The following is a 14,774-nucleotide window of genomic DNA, read 5'->3' as shown; positions in this document are numbered from 1 at the left end:
CGACCCAGCATCGTCTGTTTTCTCCAGAGCGAGGCGAAACACGTGTTCTTCACTCGGAAAACGCTCACGGCGGTCGCCGCCGGCGCGGCGGTCTCCGCCGCCGTCGCCGGGTGCGGCGCCAACTCGTCGGCGAGCCCGACCGCCGCGGCCGGCGGCCAGAAATCCCCCGGCCATACCGTCACCATCGGGGTGTTATACGACGCCACCGGTCCAGGCGCGTCGGCGAACAAGACGACGACGGAAGGCGTCAAAGCCGGGACCCAGTACGCTGCCCGCAACGGCTACACGGTCAAATACGTTCTCGCCGACACCGAGACGTCTCCCGCGACCGCGCTGAGCGCCGCACAGAAGCTGGTCACGCAGGACCACGTCACCGCGGTGATCGCCCAGTCCGGGCTCACCTTCGCCGCGGCGTCCTATCTGACCGCCCATCACGTGCCCGTCATCGGCTCGTCGGCTGACGGGCCCGAGTGGGAGACCGCCACGAACATGTTCGCGGTCATGGGCGCCCTGCACGTGTCGAAGGTTTCCACCACCTTTGGCCAGTTCTTCAAGTCGAAGGGCGTCACCAGCCTGGGAACGCTCGGCTACGGAATCGCGCCGCAGTCCGCCGCCTCCGCGAAGGCCTCCGCCGAATCGGCGCGGGCCGCCGGACTGAAGGTCGGCTACGTCAACGCGCAGTTCCCGCTCGGCAGCACCGACGTCGGCCCGGTCACGCTGGCGATGAAGGACGCCGCGGTCGACGGCGTGACCTCGGCGACGGCGCCCAACACGTCCTTCGCTCTCATCACCGCGCTACGCCAGCAGGGCGTCGGCCTCAAGGCGGCCCTGCTGCCCGACGGCTACGGCGGCGACCTCCTCGACGCCGGGCCGGGCGCGGCCAACGCGGCCCAGGACGTCTACTTCGCGCTCGGCTACGAACCGGTCGAGATGGGGACCGCGGCCACGAGACAGTTCGCCGCCGACCTGCGCGCCACCGGCACCACCGGCGCCCCGACCTACGCCGAGTACAACGCCTATACCTCGATCGGCCTGCTCGTCCGCGGCCTCGCCGATGCCGGCGGAACGCCAGACCCGGCGACCCTGACGACCGCGTTGTCGAAGGTGCACGACTGGGACGCCCTCGGCCTGTTCGGTGGGCGCAGACTCGACATCAACGACCGCGAAACCCTCATCGGCGGCGTCGACAACTGCACCTGGATCACCCAGTTCAAAGGCACCACCTTCCACCTGGTCCCCGGCGCCGACCCCATCTGCGGCACCGCGGTCAACGGCGTAACCGTCTCCTGAGCCCACACCGGCGGGCTGGGACCGGCGAACGAGCGGCTCGCGCGCCCGTAGCGGGACGCGCGAGCCGCTCGACGTTTCGCGGGCTATGAGCCGTTGCCGGCCATCGCCTCCTCGGCGGCCTGCGCCATGAACCGGACCAGGTCGTTGCGGGGGAGCGAACCCATCATCGAGACGGCCTCCCGCAGCTTCTCGCCCACGACCCAGGTGGGACCGTTGCGGAGGTTGTCGAAGCCCTCGGCGATGACGTCGCTGACGGCGGCGGCGTCGCTCGGCGCGGTGTCCAGCCCGGCGAGCTGGCCGCGGGCATGTTCCAGCCGGCGCAGGGTCGGAGTGTCGGTCTTGCCGAGCACGAGCCCCAGGACGTCCACGCCCTTGTCCCGCAGTTCCGCCCACAGCGCCTCGGCGAAGACCATGTCGAACGCCTTCGTGGCCGCATACGCGACCATGTTCGGCGCACCCGCGAAGCCGGCCGCCGATCCGAGCAGGATGACCCCACCGCGGCCGCGCTCGACCATTCCTGGCGTGTAGTGGTGGCACAGCTGCATCGGCACGGTGCAGTTGCGCTGCACCATCGCCTCCGCGGTCTCGATCGGGTTCGCGAGGAAGTGCTCGTAGTTCGGGTCGGCACCCGCGCAGTAGACCAGGAAGCCGATCTCCAGTCCGGCGGTCGCGGCGGCGACCGTCGCCGCCGCGTTCGGGGCGGCGAGGTCCACGGCGACGGCCCGGGTCTCGACGCCCGTGCGGGCACCGATTCCCGCGGCCACCTCGTCAAGGAGGGCCTGCCGGCGGGCAAGCAGCACCACGTTGACGCCACGCTCGGCGAGCGCCTCGGCGAACGCGGCGCCGACCCCGTCGGACGCGCCCGCGACCAGCGCCCAGGGTCCGTAGTCGTCAGCGAACGTCATGAGCTGGCTCCTGTCAGGTCGGTCGAAACGCCGACCGGGGTGAGAGGGATTGCCGACGGGCGTCGTCGTCAGGCCTTCGGCAGGTCGGTGCTGCTGATCAGGCGGGTGGGCCGGAAGGTGCGCCGGCTGATCCGCCACCCCTCGGGAGTGCGCACGAGCTCGTCCTCGTAGCCTCCGACGGCGTCGATCCAGAGGGCAGGGTCGGTGGGCGAGAGCGCGAGCACGGCATGGACGTAGCTGGACGCGGTGGCCCGGTCGCCGTCGACCTCGATGACGAAGTTGGAGAGCTGGTGGCGGGTGCTGCCCATGTCCTTGTGGACGGCTGTCATGAACTCGGTGATCGCGTCGGCGCCGCCGAAACGCCCCATGTCGCCGTAGTCGGCCTCGACGTCGGGGGTCCAGCAGGTTCGGAACAGTGACCAGTCCCGCCGGTCGATCCCGGTCGCGTAGCGGATCAGCACCTCGCTGATGCTTGCCTGGTCTTCGCGGTAATCGGACATGGAAGCCTCCCTGGATGTTCTAGGCCGTCGCGCCGGCGGCGGGCAGGACGGTGTCGGTGACGGTCCGCAGGTAGCGCCAGGCGATGTCCGGTGGAAGGCCGCCGACGAGTGGATGCAGGCTCAGCGGCGTTCCCGAGCGGACGAGCTCGACGGCCTCGTCGACCGACAGGATGCGGTGGCTGCGGTTCTCGGCGCGCAGCTCGTCGACCGTCTGGGCGAACGACAGGCTCGTGGTGCCGGACGCCGGGTCGTTCCACGCCGCATAGCTGACGGCGTCGTGCAGCAGGTAGGGCCCGAGCTCATCCCAGGCCTGGTCCACGTCGTCGGCCACGAAGGTCGTCATCGGCAGCTCCGGCGGCGGCAGGATGCACAGGCCCGGCACGTGGCCGGCCTCCTGGGACGCCTGCTCGTAGGCCACCCCCAGCTTCGGGTCGCCGCTCTGCGCGAAGAAGCCGACGCCGTGGCGCCCGGCCCGGCGCGCCGCGGCCTGGCTGCCGCCACCCCACATGACCATCGGGCCGCCGGGCGTGACCGGCGCCGGGGTGACGTGGATCCGGCGTCCCTCGTGCTCGAAGGGCGCCCCGGACTTCGCGCGCAGCAGGAGGTCGAGCTTCTCCTCGGCGATCGCGCCGCGGCGGCGGAAGTCGACGCCGAACATCTCGTACTCGGCCGGCCGGTACCCCAGTGCCGCCACGTACGAGACCCGGCCCCCGCTCACGAGGTCGAGGACGGCCATCTCCTCGGCGAGCCGGATCGGGTCACGCAGCGGGAGAATGACGACCGCGATGAAGATGGGCACCGTACTCGTGCGCGCCGCGAGGGCGCTGGCGAAGATCAGCGGTGCCGGCAGGTAGCCGTCGGCAGCCATGTGGTGCTCGCACACCAGCACGCTGACACAGCCCCGGGCCTCGGCCCAGGAACTCATCTCCAGGGCGGCGGCGTACAGCTCCGTCGCCGCGGCACCGGTGGCGGGTGCCCGCATGTCGAATCTAAGGGCGAACACGATTCGCTCCTAAGGCTCGGCCCGGGCCGGAACGGGCACCGCCGGGTGGCCTCCACGCAGGACGACGGCCCGTCATCGCGACTCCTTCGGCCTCTCGGCCTGGCTAGATAAGTTACGGTCGAGAGCGTATCGTAAATGGCTCCGGGCCGCGCCCCACGGCCCCCCGCGCGACTCGACCGGGTCGCCCGCGGCTAACCGTCGGTCCCGCCCCGCGGACGTGCCAGCGCCACGGCCGCCGGACGCGCGCGGCCGCTTCGCCCGCGGATCGGCGCCCGGCCCTTCCACAATTCCGCACTGTCTTCTGCGAGGACGGAAATCCATGAGAAATACCGCTAGAAAGCGGTCCCGTGCTGTCGGGGGAGCCGGTAGCGCCGTGATGTTATGCGTCGCGCTTGCCGGCTGTGGTGCTGGTGGGTCCGCGGCGACCGCGTCGACGTGCCGCTCGCCCGGGGTGCAGGGTGGCTCGATCCGGGTCGGTGTGGCGTATTCCGACACGGGAGCCGTGTCCTCGACGTTCACGGCGGCGCGCGGCGGTTTCGAGGCGCGTATCGCGCTGGCGAACCAGGAGGGCGGCGTCGACGGCCGCCGGATCGACGTCGTGTGGGCGGACGACGCCGACACGACCAGTGGGAACCTCGCCGCCGCGCAGGACCTCGTCGGCCGGCAGGGTGCCTTCGCGCTCGGGCAGCTCAGCATCGCCGCGTCAGGCTCGGCCGCCTACCTGGCGGGCCTCGGTGTCCCGGTCGTCGGGTTCGCCACGGAGAAGGCGTGGGACGACTACGCCAACATGTTCTCGACGGCCTACGACGGCGCCGAGACCGGAGGAACCAGCACGGACGGGAAGTTCGTCGCGGCGCGCGGCGGGACGAAGGCGGCCATCGTCATGGACGCGGGATCGGCCGCGAGCCTTTCCTACAGCGGCGCCATCACCGCCAGCCTGCACGCGGCCGGAGTCGCGACGGTCGCCACGATCCCCTTCACGGGCGGCCTGACCTCCCCCCAACGGACGGCCGCGACGATCGCCGCCAGCCACGCCGACGTGCTCATCGCGCAGCTCGACTCGGAGAGCTTCCGCCAGATCGTCGCGGCGTCGCGTGAGGCGGGCGTCAAGTTCAAGGTCGCGTTGTCCAGCGCGATCTACGACCGGCGGCTGCTCGCCCGCTCCGGCGGCGACCTGGCCGGTACGACCGCGTCGGTCACGCACATCTCGTTCGAGTCGACCTCGCCGGCGCTCACCCGCTTCCGGGACGCCGTCGTGCGCTTCGCCCCCGAGGTCGACAACCCGGACCAGACGGTCGTGGTCGGCGGCTACGGCGTCGCCGACATGCTGGTCACCGGCCTCAAGGAGGCGGGTGCGTGCCCCACCCGCGCCGCCTTCATCGCGAACCTGCGGAACACCCGCCACTACGACGCGTCAGGACTCATCCCCGGTGGCGTCGACTTCAGCACCAACAGAGGCCGACCGGCGCTCTGCCTCACCTTCATGACTGTCAATCCGCAGGGAACCGCCTTCCAGCTTCAGCCGGCCCCGAACGGCGGCGAGCAATGGTGCGGCACCCGCCTGGAAGGCTGACCCTCCAGGTCAGCCTTTCGTGGTGAACGGCAGCTTCGACAGGCCTCGCACGTTGGACGAGTAGGCGCGCTCGATGCCGGCGCGGTCGACGTCGTAGTCCGGGAAACGGCGCAGGAACTCCCGCAGCGCGATCCTGGTCTCCAGGCGGGCGAGCGAGGCGCCGAGGCAGAAGTGCACCCCCAGGCCAAACGCGAGGTGACGGTCGCTGGGCCGGTCCAGCCGGAACGCGTCGGGTTCGTCGAAGGCCCGCGGGTCCCGGTTGGCCGCCCCGTTGATCAGCAGCACGGTCCCGCCGGCCGGGATCTCGTGGCCATGACAGGTGACCGGCCTGGTCGTGACCCGGCCCTGGTAGTGCGACGGCGGGTCGTAGCGCAGCAGCTCCTCGACGGCGCGCGGCCACAGTCCCGGGTCCGCGACCAGCCGCGCCCGCTCGGCCGGATGGTCCGCCAGCGCCAGCACGCCGTTGGTGATCAACTTGGTGGTCGTCTCGTTCCCGGCCACGCCCAGCAGGATGCAGAACGACACGCTCTCGACGTCGGTCAGCCGCCGCGGGCTGCCGTCCTCGTCCGGGAGCGTCGCCTCGACCAGCGCGGACGCGAGGTCGTCGCGGGGGGACTTCCGGCGGGAGTCGAGCAGGTCGCTGAAGTAGGTCCACAGCTGGGCGCCGGCCTCCGCCGCGTCGGCCGGCCTGGCCAGGTCGCCCTCCTCGCGGTGCATCATCCGGTCGGAGTTGTGCCGGATCCACGCCTGGTCGGCGTCCGGCGCGCCCAGCAGGCGGGCGATCACCGCCATCGGCAGCAGGCCGGCGAAGTCGGCGACCACGTCTCCCGCGCCGTCGGAGAGCTCGTCGAGCCACCCGGTGGCGAGGGTGTGGATGTCGTCCTCGAGCCGCGCGACCCGCCTGGGGGTGAACGCCTTGCTCACGAGCTTGCGGAGGGTGTCGTGGCGCGGCGGGTCCAGAAAGATGATCATTTCCGGCGGCGGCTCCGGAGCCTGGATCATCTCGATCAGGTTGCCGCGGGCGGAGCTGAACGTCTCATGGTCGGTGAGGCCGGCCTGCACGTCGTCGAACCTGGTCAACGCCCAGAAGCCGAGCTCGGCGTTGTGGTGGACCGGCTCCTCGTCCTGCAGCCGGCGATAGACCGGGAACGGGTCGGCCTGGGTCTCGTACGAGGACGGGTCATAGGTCAGCCCAGCTCGGGTCATCACGGACGTCCTCTCCCACGGGTGGCTACGCGCAGGATAGTGAGGACTATGTAGTGATGCAACGGCGGCCAGCGGTGTCTCGGTGGCCGGCGGTCGCCGCTAGGAGGCGGCCGGGCCGGCGGTCACGGCGCGGGCGAGCAGCTCGACGATGTAGTCACCGGTCATGTCCCGCCCGGAGAACCGGCGGATGAACACGTGGAACACGACCGAGCCGATCAGCATGTCGAGCACGTCGTCACTGTTGAGATCGAGGTTCCCGTCGCCGGAGGCGGCCTCGGCCAGCATCTCGCGGAACGGTTCGCGGACGCTGCCGCCGATGCGCAGGCCCATCAGCGCGTTGCTCTCGGGGTCGGACTGGTAGACGCTCAGGAGCGCGGGCAGCGCCGCGCGGGCCGCCGGCTGGTCGAAGGTCGCGATGAACGCGTCGACGTAGCGCTTGAGGTCGTGGCGCAGGTCGCCGGTGGGCCGTACGACGACCTGGTCGAAGCCGGGGAAGATCGCGTTCTCGATCAGGGCGATCCGGGTGGGCCAGCGTCGGTAGATGGCGGGCGCGCCGACGCCGGCCCGGCGCGCGACGGCGGCGATCGTGGTGTCGGCGAAGCCCTTCTCGCTGAGCAGGTCGAGGGTGGCGAGGCGGACCCGCTCGTCGACCTGAGGGTCACGCGGGCGCCCACGGGCCGATTCCGCCGCGTACGTGGCCAGCTGGCTCTCATTTACATTAGGGTGTGACACGTAATAATTCTAGCCTCTCGGATCATGGAGCGGTGGATGAGCAGCTCGTACTCGGACAGCGAGTTCGTGGAGCGGATGTTCCCGGCACCGGTGGACCACGGGATCACCGAGCCCGACCGCGCGGTCAGCAACGTCGTCTCGGGCACCGACTCGCCCACGGTCGGTGACGCCACCCGGTGGTACGAGGGCGGTGGCCGCATCGGCGAGAAGGCCCATGCGGACATCGTCGTCTATCCGCCCTCACGTGGCGTGGCGACTCAGGGCGACGCGTTCGAGCCCGTCAAGATCGGGCTGCTGATGGACATCGACAACGGCCAGCTGATCTTCGACTGGGTCAACGCCACCATCCTCGCCTTCGAGGACGCGTTGAACGAGGGCATCTACGACCGGCCGGTCCGGCTCGTCATCGCCGACGCCCGCGGCCTGCCCCGGGAGAACTTCCAGAAGACCCGCACCGGCTACGAGTGGCTGTGCGACCAGGGCTGCGTCGTCGTCATCGGGCCGGAGATCAGCGACAACTCGCTGTCACTGCAGGAGCTGGTCAACCGCCGCAAGGTCCCGGTCCTCGCGTGGACCGGCGCCTGGCGGTTCGCCAGCGAGTACTGCTTCACCATCGCCAACGGTGACATCCCCACCGAGGCGGTCATGTGCGCGCAGTGGCTGAAGGCCCAGGGACACAGCAAGGTGGGCATGTTCTGGGAGCAGGGCAGCTCCGGCCGTGACTACGCCGGCTTCTTCCGCGACGAGTGCAACAGCCTCGGCCTGACGATCGCCCGCGACATCAAGCTCGGGCCGAACCCGCGCGGCCTGACCGAACACCTGCGGTCCATGCGTGAGGACGGCATCACCGGCCTCTACTACGGCGGCTACGGCTACTCCACCTTCCATTTCGCCGAGGCGTTCAAGGCGCTCGACTGGGACCCGCCGCGGGTCATGGGCACCGCGTTCATGTTCTACTCCAACACCAACCGGTGGGCGCAGGGCCTGGAGGGCTGGCACGGCATCGACCAGCTCGGCGTCGAGGGCACCAACCCGAACTACGAGGCCATGGTCGCCCGCTTCGCCAAGCGGTTCGGCCGGGTGTCGAAGAACGTCGTCGTCGCCCTCGGCTATGACACGGCGCGGGTCGCGATCCACGGGGTCGCCAACGCGGCGATGGCCACGCCCGAGGAGGTCAAGGAGGGCATCGAGCGGATCCGCTGGATGCCCGCGACGAACGGCGGCCCGGCCACCTACATCCAGTTCGGCCCCTGGGATCACAAGGGCTACAAGGGTGACTTCCTGACGATCCGGGAACTGCGCGGCGGCGAGCTGCGGTTCGACGGGTACCACCGGCCGCAGCACCCGATCAACTCGCTGTAGCCGAACCGATGGGACGCTCAGCCGGCGGGTACGGCGACCCGCGTGGCCTCGACCCGGCCCGCGGCGCCGCCGCCGGGGGAGTGCTGGGAGGTCGCGACGAACAGGGTGTGGCCGTCGGCGCCGCCGAGGGCACACGAGAAGGCCGGGGCGCCCGTCGTCACGCGGTCGACCACCGCCGCCGGCCCTCCGGCCCGGGGCGGCGCGACCCGCAGGCACTCGGGGGCTCCGGCGTTCGCGACCCAGATCGCGCCGTCCGCGTCCAGGCAGATGCCGTCGGGGCGAGCGTCGAGGCTCGCCCAGGTCCGCCGCCCGGACAGGTCGCCGGCCTCGGACCGGTCGAACGCCGTCAGCCGGCTCCCGAAGGTCTCGGCGACGATGAGCGTCCGGCCATCCGCGGTGATCACGCAGCCGTTGGGGAACTGGAGGCCGTCCGCGACGACGCGGACCGAGCCGTCGGGGTCGACCCGGGCGAGGATCGACGTCGGAGCCTGGTCGCCGGTCAGCGCGGCGGCGCCGAACCGCGCGACGAAGGCCTGCGGGTCGAAGCCGAAGTCGCCGACGTAGGCCCGGCCGTCGGCGTCGACGACCATGTCGTTGAGCCGGTAGCCGGGCAGCCCGGCGAGGCTCGCGTGCGGGGTGGTCGCGCCGGTGCGCGGGTCGACGCGCAGCACCTGGCGGTCGGCCATCGACACGACCAGCAGGTCTCCGTCCGGCAACCAGCCGAGGCCGGACGCGCCGCCGGGAACCTCGGCGACGGGTTCGGCCACGCCCTCCTCGGTCATCCTCCAGACCGTGCCGGTGGTCTGGTCGGCGACCCACAGCCAGCCGTCCCGCCAGCGCAGTCCCTCCGGGAAGGTGAATCCGTCGGCTAACACCACGGTTGCGTTCCGGTCGTTCATCGGGCCTCTCCGTCCTTCTCGACGGCACCGGACGCCAGCGGTCTCACAGTGCGGGAAGACGACGGCGACACGCGCGCCACGAGGAAAGGGACCGGCGATGCCGCTCAAACTGGACGTGATGCTATCCGGGTCGGTCGTGGACGCGGCCGAACGGGCCCAGGCGCTGGAACGCGCCGGCGTGGACGGGGTCTTCAGCTTCGAGAACGCGCACGACCTGTTCTTCCCGCTGGTCGCGGCGGCTCCGGTGTGCTCGCTCGACCTGCTGACGAACGTCGCGATCGCGTTCCCGCGCAGCCCGCTGCATCTCGCGCACGCGGCCTACGACCTGCAGCTGCTGTCGCGCGGGAGGTTCCGGCTCGGGCTCGGCTCGCAGGTCCGGGCGCACATCGAGAAGCGGTACGGCGCCCGGTGGGACCGGCCCGTGGCCCAGATGCGGGAGTGGGTGCTGGCCACCAAGACGATCCTCGACAGCTGGCAGAACGGCACCCGCCTCGACTTCCGCGGCGAGTACACGAGCCACACCCTGATGACCCCCGCCTTCAACCCCGGGCCGAACCCGTACGGCCTGCCGAAGGTGCTGGTCGGCGCGCTCGGCCCGAAGATGAACCAGATGGCCGCCGAGGTGGCGGACGGGATCCTGGTGATGCCGTTCAACAGCGACCGGCACATGAGGGAGCGCACCATGCCCGCCATCGAGGCCGGCCTGGCGGCGTCCGGCCGGTCCCGCGCGGATCTCGAGATCACCGCCGAGGTCATCGTCGCCGTCGGGCGCACCGACGAGGAGCTGACCGCCGCCCGGGCCGCCCGGGGAGTGCTCGGCTTCTACGGCTCCACGCCGTCCTACCGGCAGGTGCTCGACGTCGAGGGCTGGGGGCAGCTGCAGCCCGAGCTCAACGCGCGGTCGAAGCGCGGGGACTGGGCGGGGATGACCGAGCTGATCGACGACGAGATGCTCGGGACGCTCGGGGTGTTCGGCACTCCCGACCAGGTCGCCGCGGAGATCGTCCGCCGGTTCGGGCACTGTGACCGCGTCTGCGCCTACTTCCCCGGCTATCCGGTCGGGGACGACCTGCTCGCGGACCTCGCGCGGGCCCTGCGCGCGGCGTCCGCGCCGGCCGCCGAAGCCGGCGCCGCTGCCGCGGGAACGGCGGCGGGAACGGCCGTGGGGACGGCCGCGTCATGACCGTCCTGCGTGACGTGAGCGACGGGGTCGCCACGCTGACCCTGCACCGGCCGGAGGTCCGCAACGCGTTCGGCGGCGCGATGGCCCGCGACCTCGCCGAGGCCTACCGCGACTGCGACGCCGACGACGCGGTCCGCGCGGTCGTGCTCACCGGCACGCCGCCCGCGTTCTGCGCCGGCGCGGACATGACCGCGGGCGGGGACACGTTCGCCAGCCGAGACGCCTCGGCCTTCAGCGCGGCGGGGCTGTCCATGCCGGCCTGGCGGGTCCGCAAGCCCGTCATCGCGGCGGTCAACGGCCACGCGATCGGGATCGGCTTCACCCTCACCCTGCAGTGCGACATCAGGATCTTCGCGGCGGACGCGAAGTACGGCGTCGTGCAGGTCCGCCGCGGCGTGCTCGGCGACGCCTACTCGCACTGGACGCTGCCCCGGATCGCCGGGATGTCCGCCGCCGCCGAGATCCTGCTGACCGGCCGGACGTTCGACGGCGACGAGGCGTACCGCCTGGGCGTCTGCAGCCGGGTGCTGCCGAACGAGGAGGTCCTGCCCGCCGCTCTCGCACTGGCCCGCGACATCGCCGCGAACACCGCGCCGCTGTCCGTCGCGTACAGCAAGCGCCTGCTCTGGGACAGCTGGGGGCTGGACCCTGCGGGCGTCGAGGAACGCGAGACGGCTGCGCATCACCACACCATGGGCGCGCCCGACGCCAGGGAGGGCGTCGTCGCGTTCCTCGAACGGCGACCCCCGCACTGGCACGGCCAGGTCAGCACCGACTGGTCCGACACCTGAGAACCGCGGCCCTCGCCTCGTCAGGCGAACAACGAGGAGGCACCAGACCATGGACGGCGACGCCCCGCGACCTGTCGCGATCGTCACCGGTGGGAACACCGGCATCGGCTTCGAGACGGCGGCGGGGCTCGCCGAGCGCGGCTGGCACGTCGTCGTCGGCGCGCGCGACGAGCGCCGCGGCGCCGACGCGGTGGCCGAGATCCGCCGCCGGTCCGGCGGGCCCGCCGACCTGGTGCGGCTTGACCTGGCCTCGTTCGCCTCGATCCGCGAGTTCGCCGCGACCGTGCTCGACCGGTATCCACGGATCGACGTGCTGGTCAACAACGCCGGCCTCGCGCCCGGCGGTCACCGGTGGGAGACCGCGGAGGGCTTCGAGGCTGCCTTCGGCGTCAACCACGTCGGCCCACACCTGCTGACCGGCCTGCTGCGCGACCGGCTCGTCGAGAGCGGCCCGGCCCGCGTGGTCGTGGTCTCCTCCGGCGCCTACCGCGCGGCGCCGGACGGCCTCTGCTTCCACGACCTGCAGCACCGGGACGAGTTCCACTCGCTGCGGGTGTACGCCGAGTCCAAGCTCGCCAACATCTACTTCACGCACGTCCTCGCCCGCGAGCTCGCCGGCACCGGGGTGACCGTCAACGCCGTCAACCCGGGCTACGTGGCGACCCAACTGGGCCAGCCCCGGGAGGCCGACCTGGCCCGCGCGGTGGCGATGCCGAAGGAGCCGGCCGCGTCGAGCGCGGCCCTGGCGAACCTGCCCGAGCCGATGAGCCCGGCGAGGGGAGCGGCCCCCTCGATCACCCTCGCGACCTCCCCGGAGCTGGCGGGCACCACCGGGGTCTACTTCGACAGGGGGAGGCCGGCGGCGCTCAGTCCCGTCGCCGCCGACCTCGGCCTTGCCCAGCGGCTCTGGGACGAGACCGAACGGCTCCTCGCGAGCCACCCGGCCCATTAGCCGTCGCGCCGCCGCCGCGCGCCCGCCGCCTCGTCTCAGAGCAGCTCGTCAGAGCAGCTCGAAGATCGTGGCGTTCGCCTGGCCACCGCCCTCGCACATGGTCTGCAGGCCGTAGCGGATGCCGTTGTCGCGCAGGTGGTGCACCAGGGTGGTCGCGATCCGGGCGCCCGAGCCGCCGAGCGGATGGCCCAACGCGATCGCGCCGCCGTTCGGGTTGAGCGCCTTCGGGTCGGCGCCGAGGTCGGCCAGCCAGGCGAGTGGCACCGGCGCGAAGGCCTCGTTGACCTCGAACGCGCCGATCTCGTCCAGGCGCAGCCCGGACCTGCGCAGCACCTTCTGGGTGGCGGGGATCGGCGCCGTCAGCATGATCACCGGGTCGGCGCCGGCGAGCACCGCCGTGTGCACCCGCGCGATGGGGGTGAGCCCCAGTTCCCGCGCCTTCTCGCTGGTCGTCATGAGCAGCGCGGCGGAGCCGTCGGAGATCTGTGAGCTGTTCGCCGCGGTGATCACGCCGTCCGGCTTGAAGGCGGGGTTCAGCCCGGCCAGCTTCGCCACCGTGCCGCCGCGGCGTACCCCCTCGTCCCGGCTGACGACCGTGCCGTCGTCCAGCGTGACCGGCGCGATCTGCGCGTCGAACCGGCCGTCGTCCTGCGCCGCGGCGGCCTTCTCGTGCGAGGCGAGGGAGAACTCGTCCAACTGGGTGCGCGAGAACCCCCACCGCTCGGCGATCATCTCCGCGCCGATGCCCTGGTTGGGCGCTACTCCGCCGTAGCGGGCCAGGAACTCGGAACCCAGCGGGTCCTCGTCCAGGAGCGCGCTGAACATCGGTACCCGGCTCATCGACTCGACGCCACCGGCCACCACCACGTCGTACTGGCCCGCGACCAGGCCGGCCGCGGCGAAGTGCACGGCCTGCTGGGACGAGCCGCACTGCCGGTCCACCGTGACCCCGGTGACCGACTCGGGCCAGCCCGCGGCCAGCGGCGCGTTGCGGGCGATGTTCAGGGTCTGCTGGCCGACCTGGGACACGCAGCCCCAGATCACGTCGTCGACGACGCCCGGGTCGATCCCGCTGCGCTCGGCCAGCGCCCGCAGGACGTGCGCGGACAGGCTCACCGGGTGCACCCCGGACAGCGACCCGTTCCTCTTGCCGACCGGCGTCCGCACGGCCTCCACGATCACTGCGTCCCGCATGTACGCCCCTCGGTCGATGAATATAGTACTTACTATGTTGTCATGATTCCGCGCCGGGAGGCCTGGCACCGACCCGGCTGAGGCGTGAGGGGACCGTCACAGGGGCCGGATGCTCGGGGTGGAGACCGGTCACCAGCGAGGGGCGCGCTTCTCCAGGAAGGCGGTGACGCCCTCCCGCATCTCCCGGGCCAGGTCGGGGTCGTCTCGCACGCGCCGCGTCTCCTCCCAGGCGAGCGCGGCCGACTCGGTCGCGGCTGTCCACATCAGTGCGCGGGTGCGCGCGACGGCCAGGGGGCCGTTCGCGGCGATCCGGCGCCCGAGGCCCCGCGCGACGTCCAGCAGCTCAGGGGCGGAGACGACCCGGTTCACCAGGCCGAGCTCGTAGGCCCGCGCCGCGCTGATCGGCTCGCCGACGATCCCGATCTCGAGCGCGACGGCGATCGGGATGCGGCCCGGCAGCAGCGTGCCGCGGCCGCCCGGCACGATCCCGCGCCGGACCTCCGGCAGCCCGAAGGTCGCGTGGTCCGCCGCCACGACGAGGTCGCAGCGCAACGCGATCTCGAAGCCGCCGCCGGTCGCGGCACCGTTGACGGCGGCGATGAGCGGCGGCCGGTCGGCCGCGTCCAGCGCGGCGTCGAAGGCTTCCACGGCGGCGGCCAGCTGCTCGCGAGGCGCGCTGGCGAGTGCCTTCAGGTCCATTCCCGACGAGAAGCTCACCTCGCCGTCGCCGGTCAGGACGAGCGCGCGGATGCCGTCGTCCGCGGCCTGCCGGATCACGCCCGCGACGTGATGCAGCGTGTCGGGCCCGAAGGCGTTGCGCGTACCCGGGCGATCGACGGTCACCACGGCCAGGGGGCCGTCCCGGTCGATCCTGACCTCCGGGCGAGGTGGTCCAGCTTCCATGGCGATCACTCCTGTGGCTCTGGCCAGGACGGCCGCCTCTCCGGGCTCGCGAAACACATGAGTAGCAGTGGGCACATAGTAAATGCTAATGTGCCCTAGCTCACACGCTTGCCTGGGCGGCCGGTCACAGGTGAGGACCCGAGGGGCTGGCGGCGGCCGTGGAGGCTGCCGCTCGCGTCGCCGACCCGCTGCCGGGCGTTCGGTCCGCCACGACACAGGAGTGATCATGCTCGATCTGCCACGCGGCTCGTGGCCTGATAAGGCCCGGCCGCCGGCCGGGC

14 protein-coding genes are annotated in these 14,774 nt (G+C 71.9%); 6 read left to right on the top strand and 8 right to left on the bottom strand.

The window, feature by feature from the left end; genetic code table 11:
• Positions 1–42 precede the first annotated feature (42 nt).
• Positions 43–1,290, top strand: a complete 1,248-nt coding sequence (locus FRAEUI1C_RS20910; protein ID WP_013425331.1) for an ABC transporter substrate-binding protein — start codon at positions 43–45, stop codon at positions 1,288–1,290.
• A gap of 83 nt (positions 1,291–1,373) precedes the next feature.
• On the opposite strand, the gene FRAEUI1C_RS20905 is transcribed toward FRAEUI1C_RS20910, so the two are convergent.
• From FRAEUI1C_RS20905 to FRAEUI1C_RS20895, 3 genes are all read right to left on the bottom strand, one after another.
• Entirely contained in the window at positions 1,374–2,195 is an 822-nt protein-coding gene (locus FRAEUI1C_RS20905) for an SDR family NAD(P)-dependent oxidoreductase (protein WP_013425330.1), read from the bottom strand.
• 68 nt (positions 2,196–2,263) lie between these two features.
• Positions 2,264–2,695, bottom strand: a complete 432-nt coding sequence (locus tag FRAEUI1C_RS20900) for a nuclear transport factor 2 family protein (RefSeq protein WP_013425329.1) — start codon at positions 2,693–2,695, stop codon at positions 2,264–2,266.
• Between the two features lie 19 nt (positions 2,696–2,714).
• Positions 2,715–3,698 (bottom strand): LLM class flavin-dependent oxidoreductase, encoded by a 984-nt coding sequence (locus tag FRAEUI1C_RS20895; protein ID WP_013425328.1) that lies wholly within the window; start codon positions 3,696–3,698, stop codon positions 2,715–2,717.
• Between the two features lie 319 nt (positions 3,699–4,017).
• Here FRAEUI1C_RS20895 and FRAEUI1C_RS20890 point away from each other — a divergent pair, with 319 nt between their 5' ends.
• Positions 4,018–5,271, top strand: coding sequence for an ABC transporter substrate-binding protein (locus FRAEUI1C_RS20890; RefSeq protein ID WP_013425327.1), 1,254 nt, complete (start codon positions 4,018–4,020; stop codon positions 5,269–5,271).
• 9 nt (positions 5,272–5,280) lie between these two features.
• On the opposite strand, the gene FRAEUI1C_RS20885 is transcribed toward FRAEUI1C_RS20890, so the two are convergent.
• A complete protein-coding gene (locus tag FRAEUI1C_RS20885) occupies positions 5,281–6,477 on the bottom strand; it encodes a cytochrome P450 (RefSeq protein ID WP_013425326.1) in 1,197 nt (398 codons plus the stop codon).
• Positions 6,478–6,576: 99 nt separating this feature from the next.
• Positions 6,577–7,209 carry a TetR/AcrR family transcriptional regulator gene (locus tag FRAEUI1C_RS20880; RefSeq protein WP_013425325.1) on the bottom strand — a complete coding sequence of 211 codons (633 nt, stop codon included), beginning with the start codon at positions 7,207–7,209 and terminating at the stop codon, positions 6,577–6,579.
• A gap of 36 nt (positions 7,210–7,245) precedes the next feature.
• Here FRAEUI1C_RS20880 and FRAEUI1C_RS20875 point away from each other — a divergent pair, with 36 nt between their 5' ends.
• Positions 7,246–8,571: an ABC transporter substrate-binding protein gene (locus FRAEUI1C_RS20875; RefSeq protein WP_013425324.1), complete on the top strand. Its 1,326-nt coding sequence runs from the start codon at positions 7,246–7,248 to the stop codon at positions 8,569–8,571.
• 17 nt (positions 8,572–8,588) lie between these two features.
• On the opposite strand, the gene FRAEUI1C_RS20870 is transcribed toward FRAEUI1C_RS20875, so the two are convergent.
• The gene (locus tag FRAEUI1C_RS20870; protein ID WP_013425323.1) at positions 8,589–9,470 is read right to left on the bottom strand and encodes an SMP-30/gluconolactonase/LRE family protein; all 882 of its coding nucleotides are present in this window, start codon (positions 9,468–9,470) and stop codon (positions 8,589–8,591) included.
• A gap of 97 nt (positions 9,471–9,567) precedes the next feature.
• On the opposite strand from FRAEUI1C_RS20870, the gene FRAEUI1C_RS20865 reads away from it, so the two are divergent.
• Genes FRAEUI1C_RS20865 through FRAEUI1C_RS20855 form a run of 3 tightly spaced genes read left to right on the top strand, consistent with a single transcriptional unit; the run spans position 9,568 to position 12,396 of the window.
• On the top strand, positions 9,568–10,653 hold the full coding sequence (locus FRAEUI1C_RS20865; RefSeq protein WP_013425322.1) for a TIGR03617 family F420-dependent LLM class oxidoreductase: 1,086 nt from the start codon (positions 9,568–9,570) through the stop codon (positions 10,651–10,653).
• Complete coding sequence (locus FRAEUI1C_RS20860) at positions 10,650–11,444, top strand: enoyl-CoA hydratase-related protein (RefSeq protein ID WP_013425321.1); 795 nt, start codon at positions 10,650–10,652, stop codon at positions 11,442–11,444. Before FRAEUI1C_RS20865 ends, FRAEUI1C_RS20860 begins: the two co-directional genes overlap by 4 nt.
• Before the next feature lie 49 nt (positions 11,445–11,493).
• Positions 11,494–12,396 carry an SDR family oxidoreductase gene (locus FRAEUI1C_RS20855; protein WP_013425320.1) on the top strand — a complete coding sequence of 301 codons (903 nt, stop codon included), beginning with the start codon at positions 11,494–11,496 and terminating at the stop codon, positions 12,394–12,396.
• Between the two features lie 48 nt (positions 12,397–12,444).
• Here FRAEUI1C_RS20855 and FRAEUI1C_RS20850 read toward each other — a convergent pair whose 3' ends face one another.
• Positions 12,445–13,590, bottom strand: coding sequence for a thiolase family protein (locus FRAEUI1C_RS20850; protein WP_013425319.1), 1,146 nt, complete (start codon positions 13,588–13,590; stop codon positions 12,445–12,447).
• Positions 13,591–13,719: 129 nt separating this feature from the next.
• The gene (locus tag FRAEUI1C_RS20845; RefSeq protein WP_013425318.1) at positions 13,720–14,493 is read right to left on the bottom strand and encodes an enoyl-CoA hydratase-related protein; all 774 of its coding nucleotides are present in this window, start codon (positions 14,491–14,493) and stop codon (positions 13,720–13,722) included.
• Positions 14,494–14,774 lie beyond the last annotated feature (281 nt).

It is taken from the genome of Pseudofrankia inefficax (assembly GCF_000166135.1).
GTDB lineage: Bacteria > Actinomycetota > Actinomycetes > Frankiales > Frankiaceae > Pseudofrankia > Pseudofrankia inefficax.
Note: the sequence above shows the minus strand (reverse complement) of the source record. Positions and strands in the feature narration are given on the sequence as shown.

Bases quoted from the DNA above. Each gene is read 5' to 3' on its own strand.
- FRAEUI1C_RS20855 (WP_013425320.1), top strand. From the start codon at position 11,494: ATGGACGGCGACGCCCCGCGACCTGTCGCGATCGTCACCGGTGGGAAC.
- FRAEUI1C_RS20870 (WP_013425323.1), bottom strand. From the start codon at position 9,470: ATGAACGACCGGAACGCAACCGTGGTGTTAGCCGACGGATTCACCTTC.
- FRAEUI1C_RS20875 (WP_013425324.1), top strand. From the start codon at position 7,246: ATGAGCAGCTCGTACTCGGACAGCGAGTTCGTGGAGCGGATGTTCCCG.
- FRAEUI1C_RS20905 (WP_013425330.1), bottom strand. From the start codon at position 2,195: ATGACGTTCGCTGACGACTACGGACCCTGGGCGCTGGTCGCGGGCGCG.
- FRAEUI1C_RS20885 (WP_013425326.1), bottom strand. From the start codon at position 6,477: ATGACCCGAGCTGGGCTGACCTATGACCCGTCCTCGTACGAGACCCAG.
- FRAEUI1C_RS20900 (WP_013425329.1), bottom strand. From the start codon at position 2,695: ATGTCCGATTACCGCGAAGACCAGGCAAGCATCAGCGAGGTGCTGATC.
- FRAEUI1C_RS20865 (WP_013425322.1), top strand. From the start codon at position 9,568: ATGCCGCTCAAACTGGACGTGATGCTATCCGGGTCGGTCGTGGACGCG.
- FRAEUI1C_RS20850 (WP_013425319.1), bottom strand. From the start codon at position 13,590: ATGCGGGACGCAGTGATCGTGGAGGCCGTGCGGACGCCGGTCGGCAAG.
- FRAEUI1C_RS20860 (WP_013425321.1), top strand. From the start codon at position 10,650: ATGACCGTCCTGCGTGACGTGAGCGACGGGGTCGCCACGCTGACCCTG.
- FRAEUI1C_RS20845 (WP_013425318.1), bottom strand. From the start codon at position 14,493: ATGGAAGCTGGACCACCTCGCCCGGAGGTCAGGATCGACCGGGACGGC.
- FRAEUI1C_RS20890 (WP_013425327.1), top strand. From the start codon at position 4,018: ATGAGAAATACCGCTAGAAAGCGGTCCCGTGCTGTCGGGGGAGCCGGT.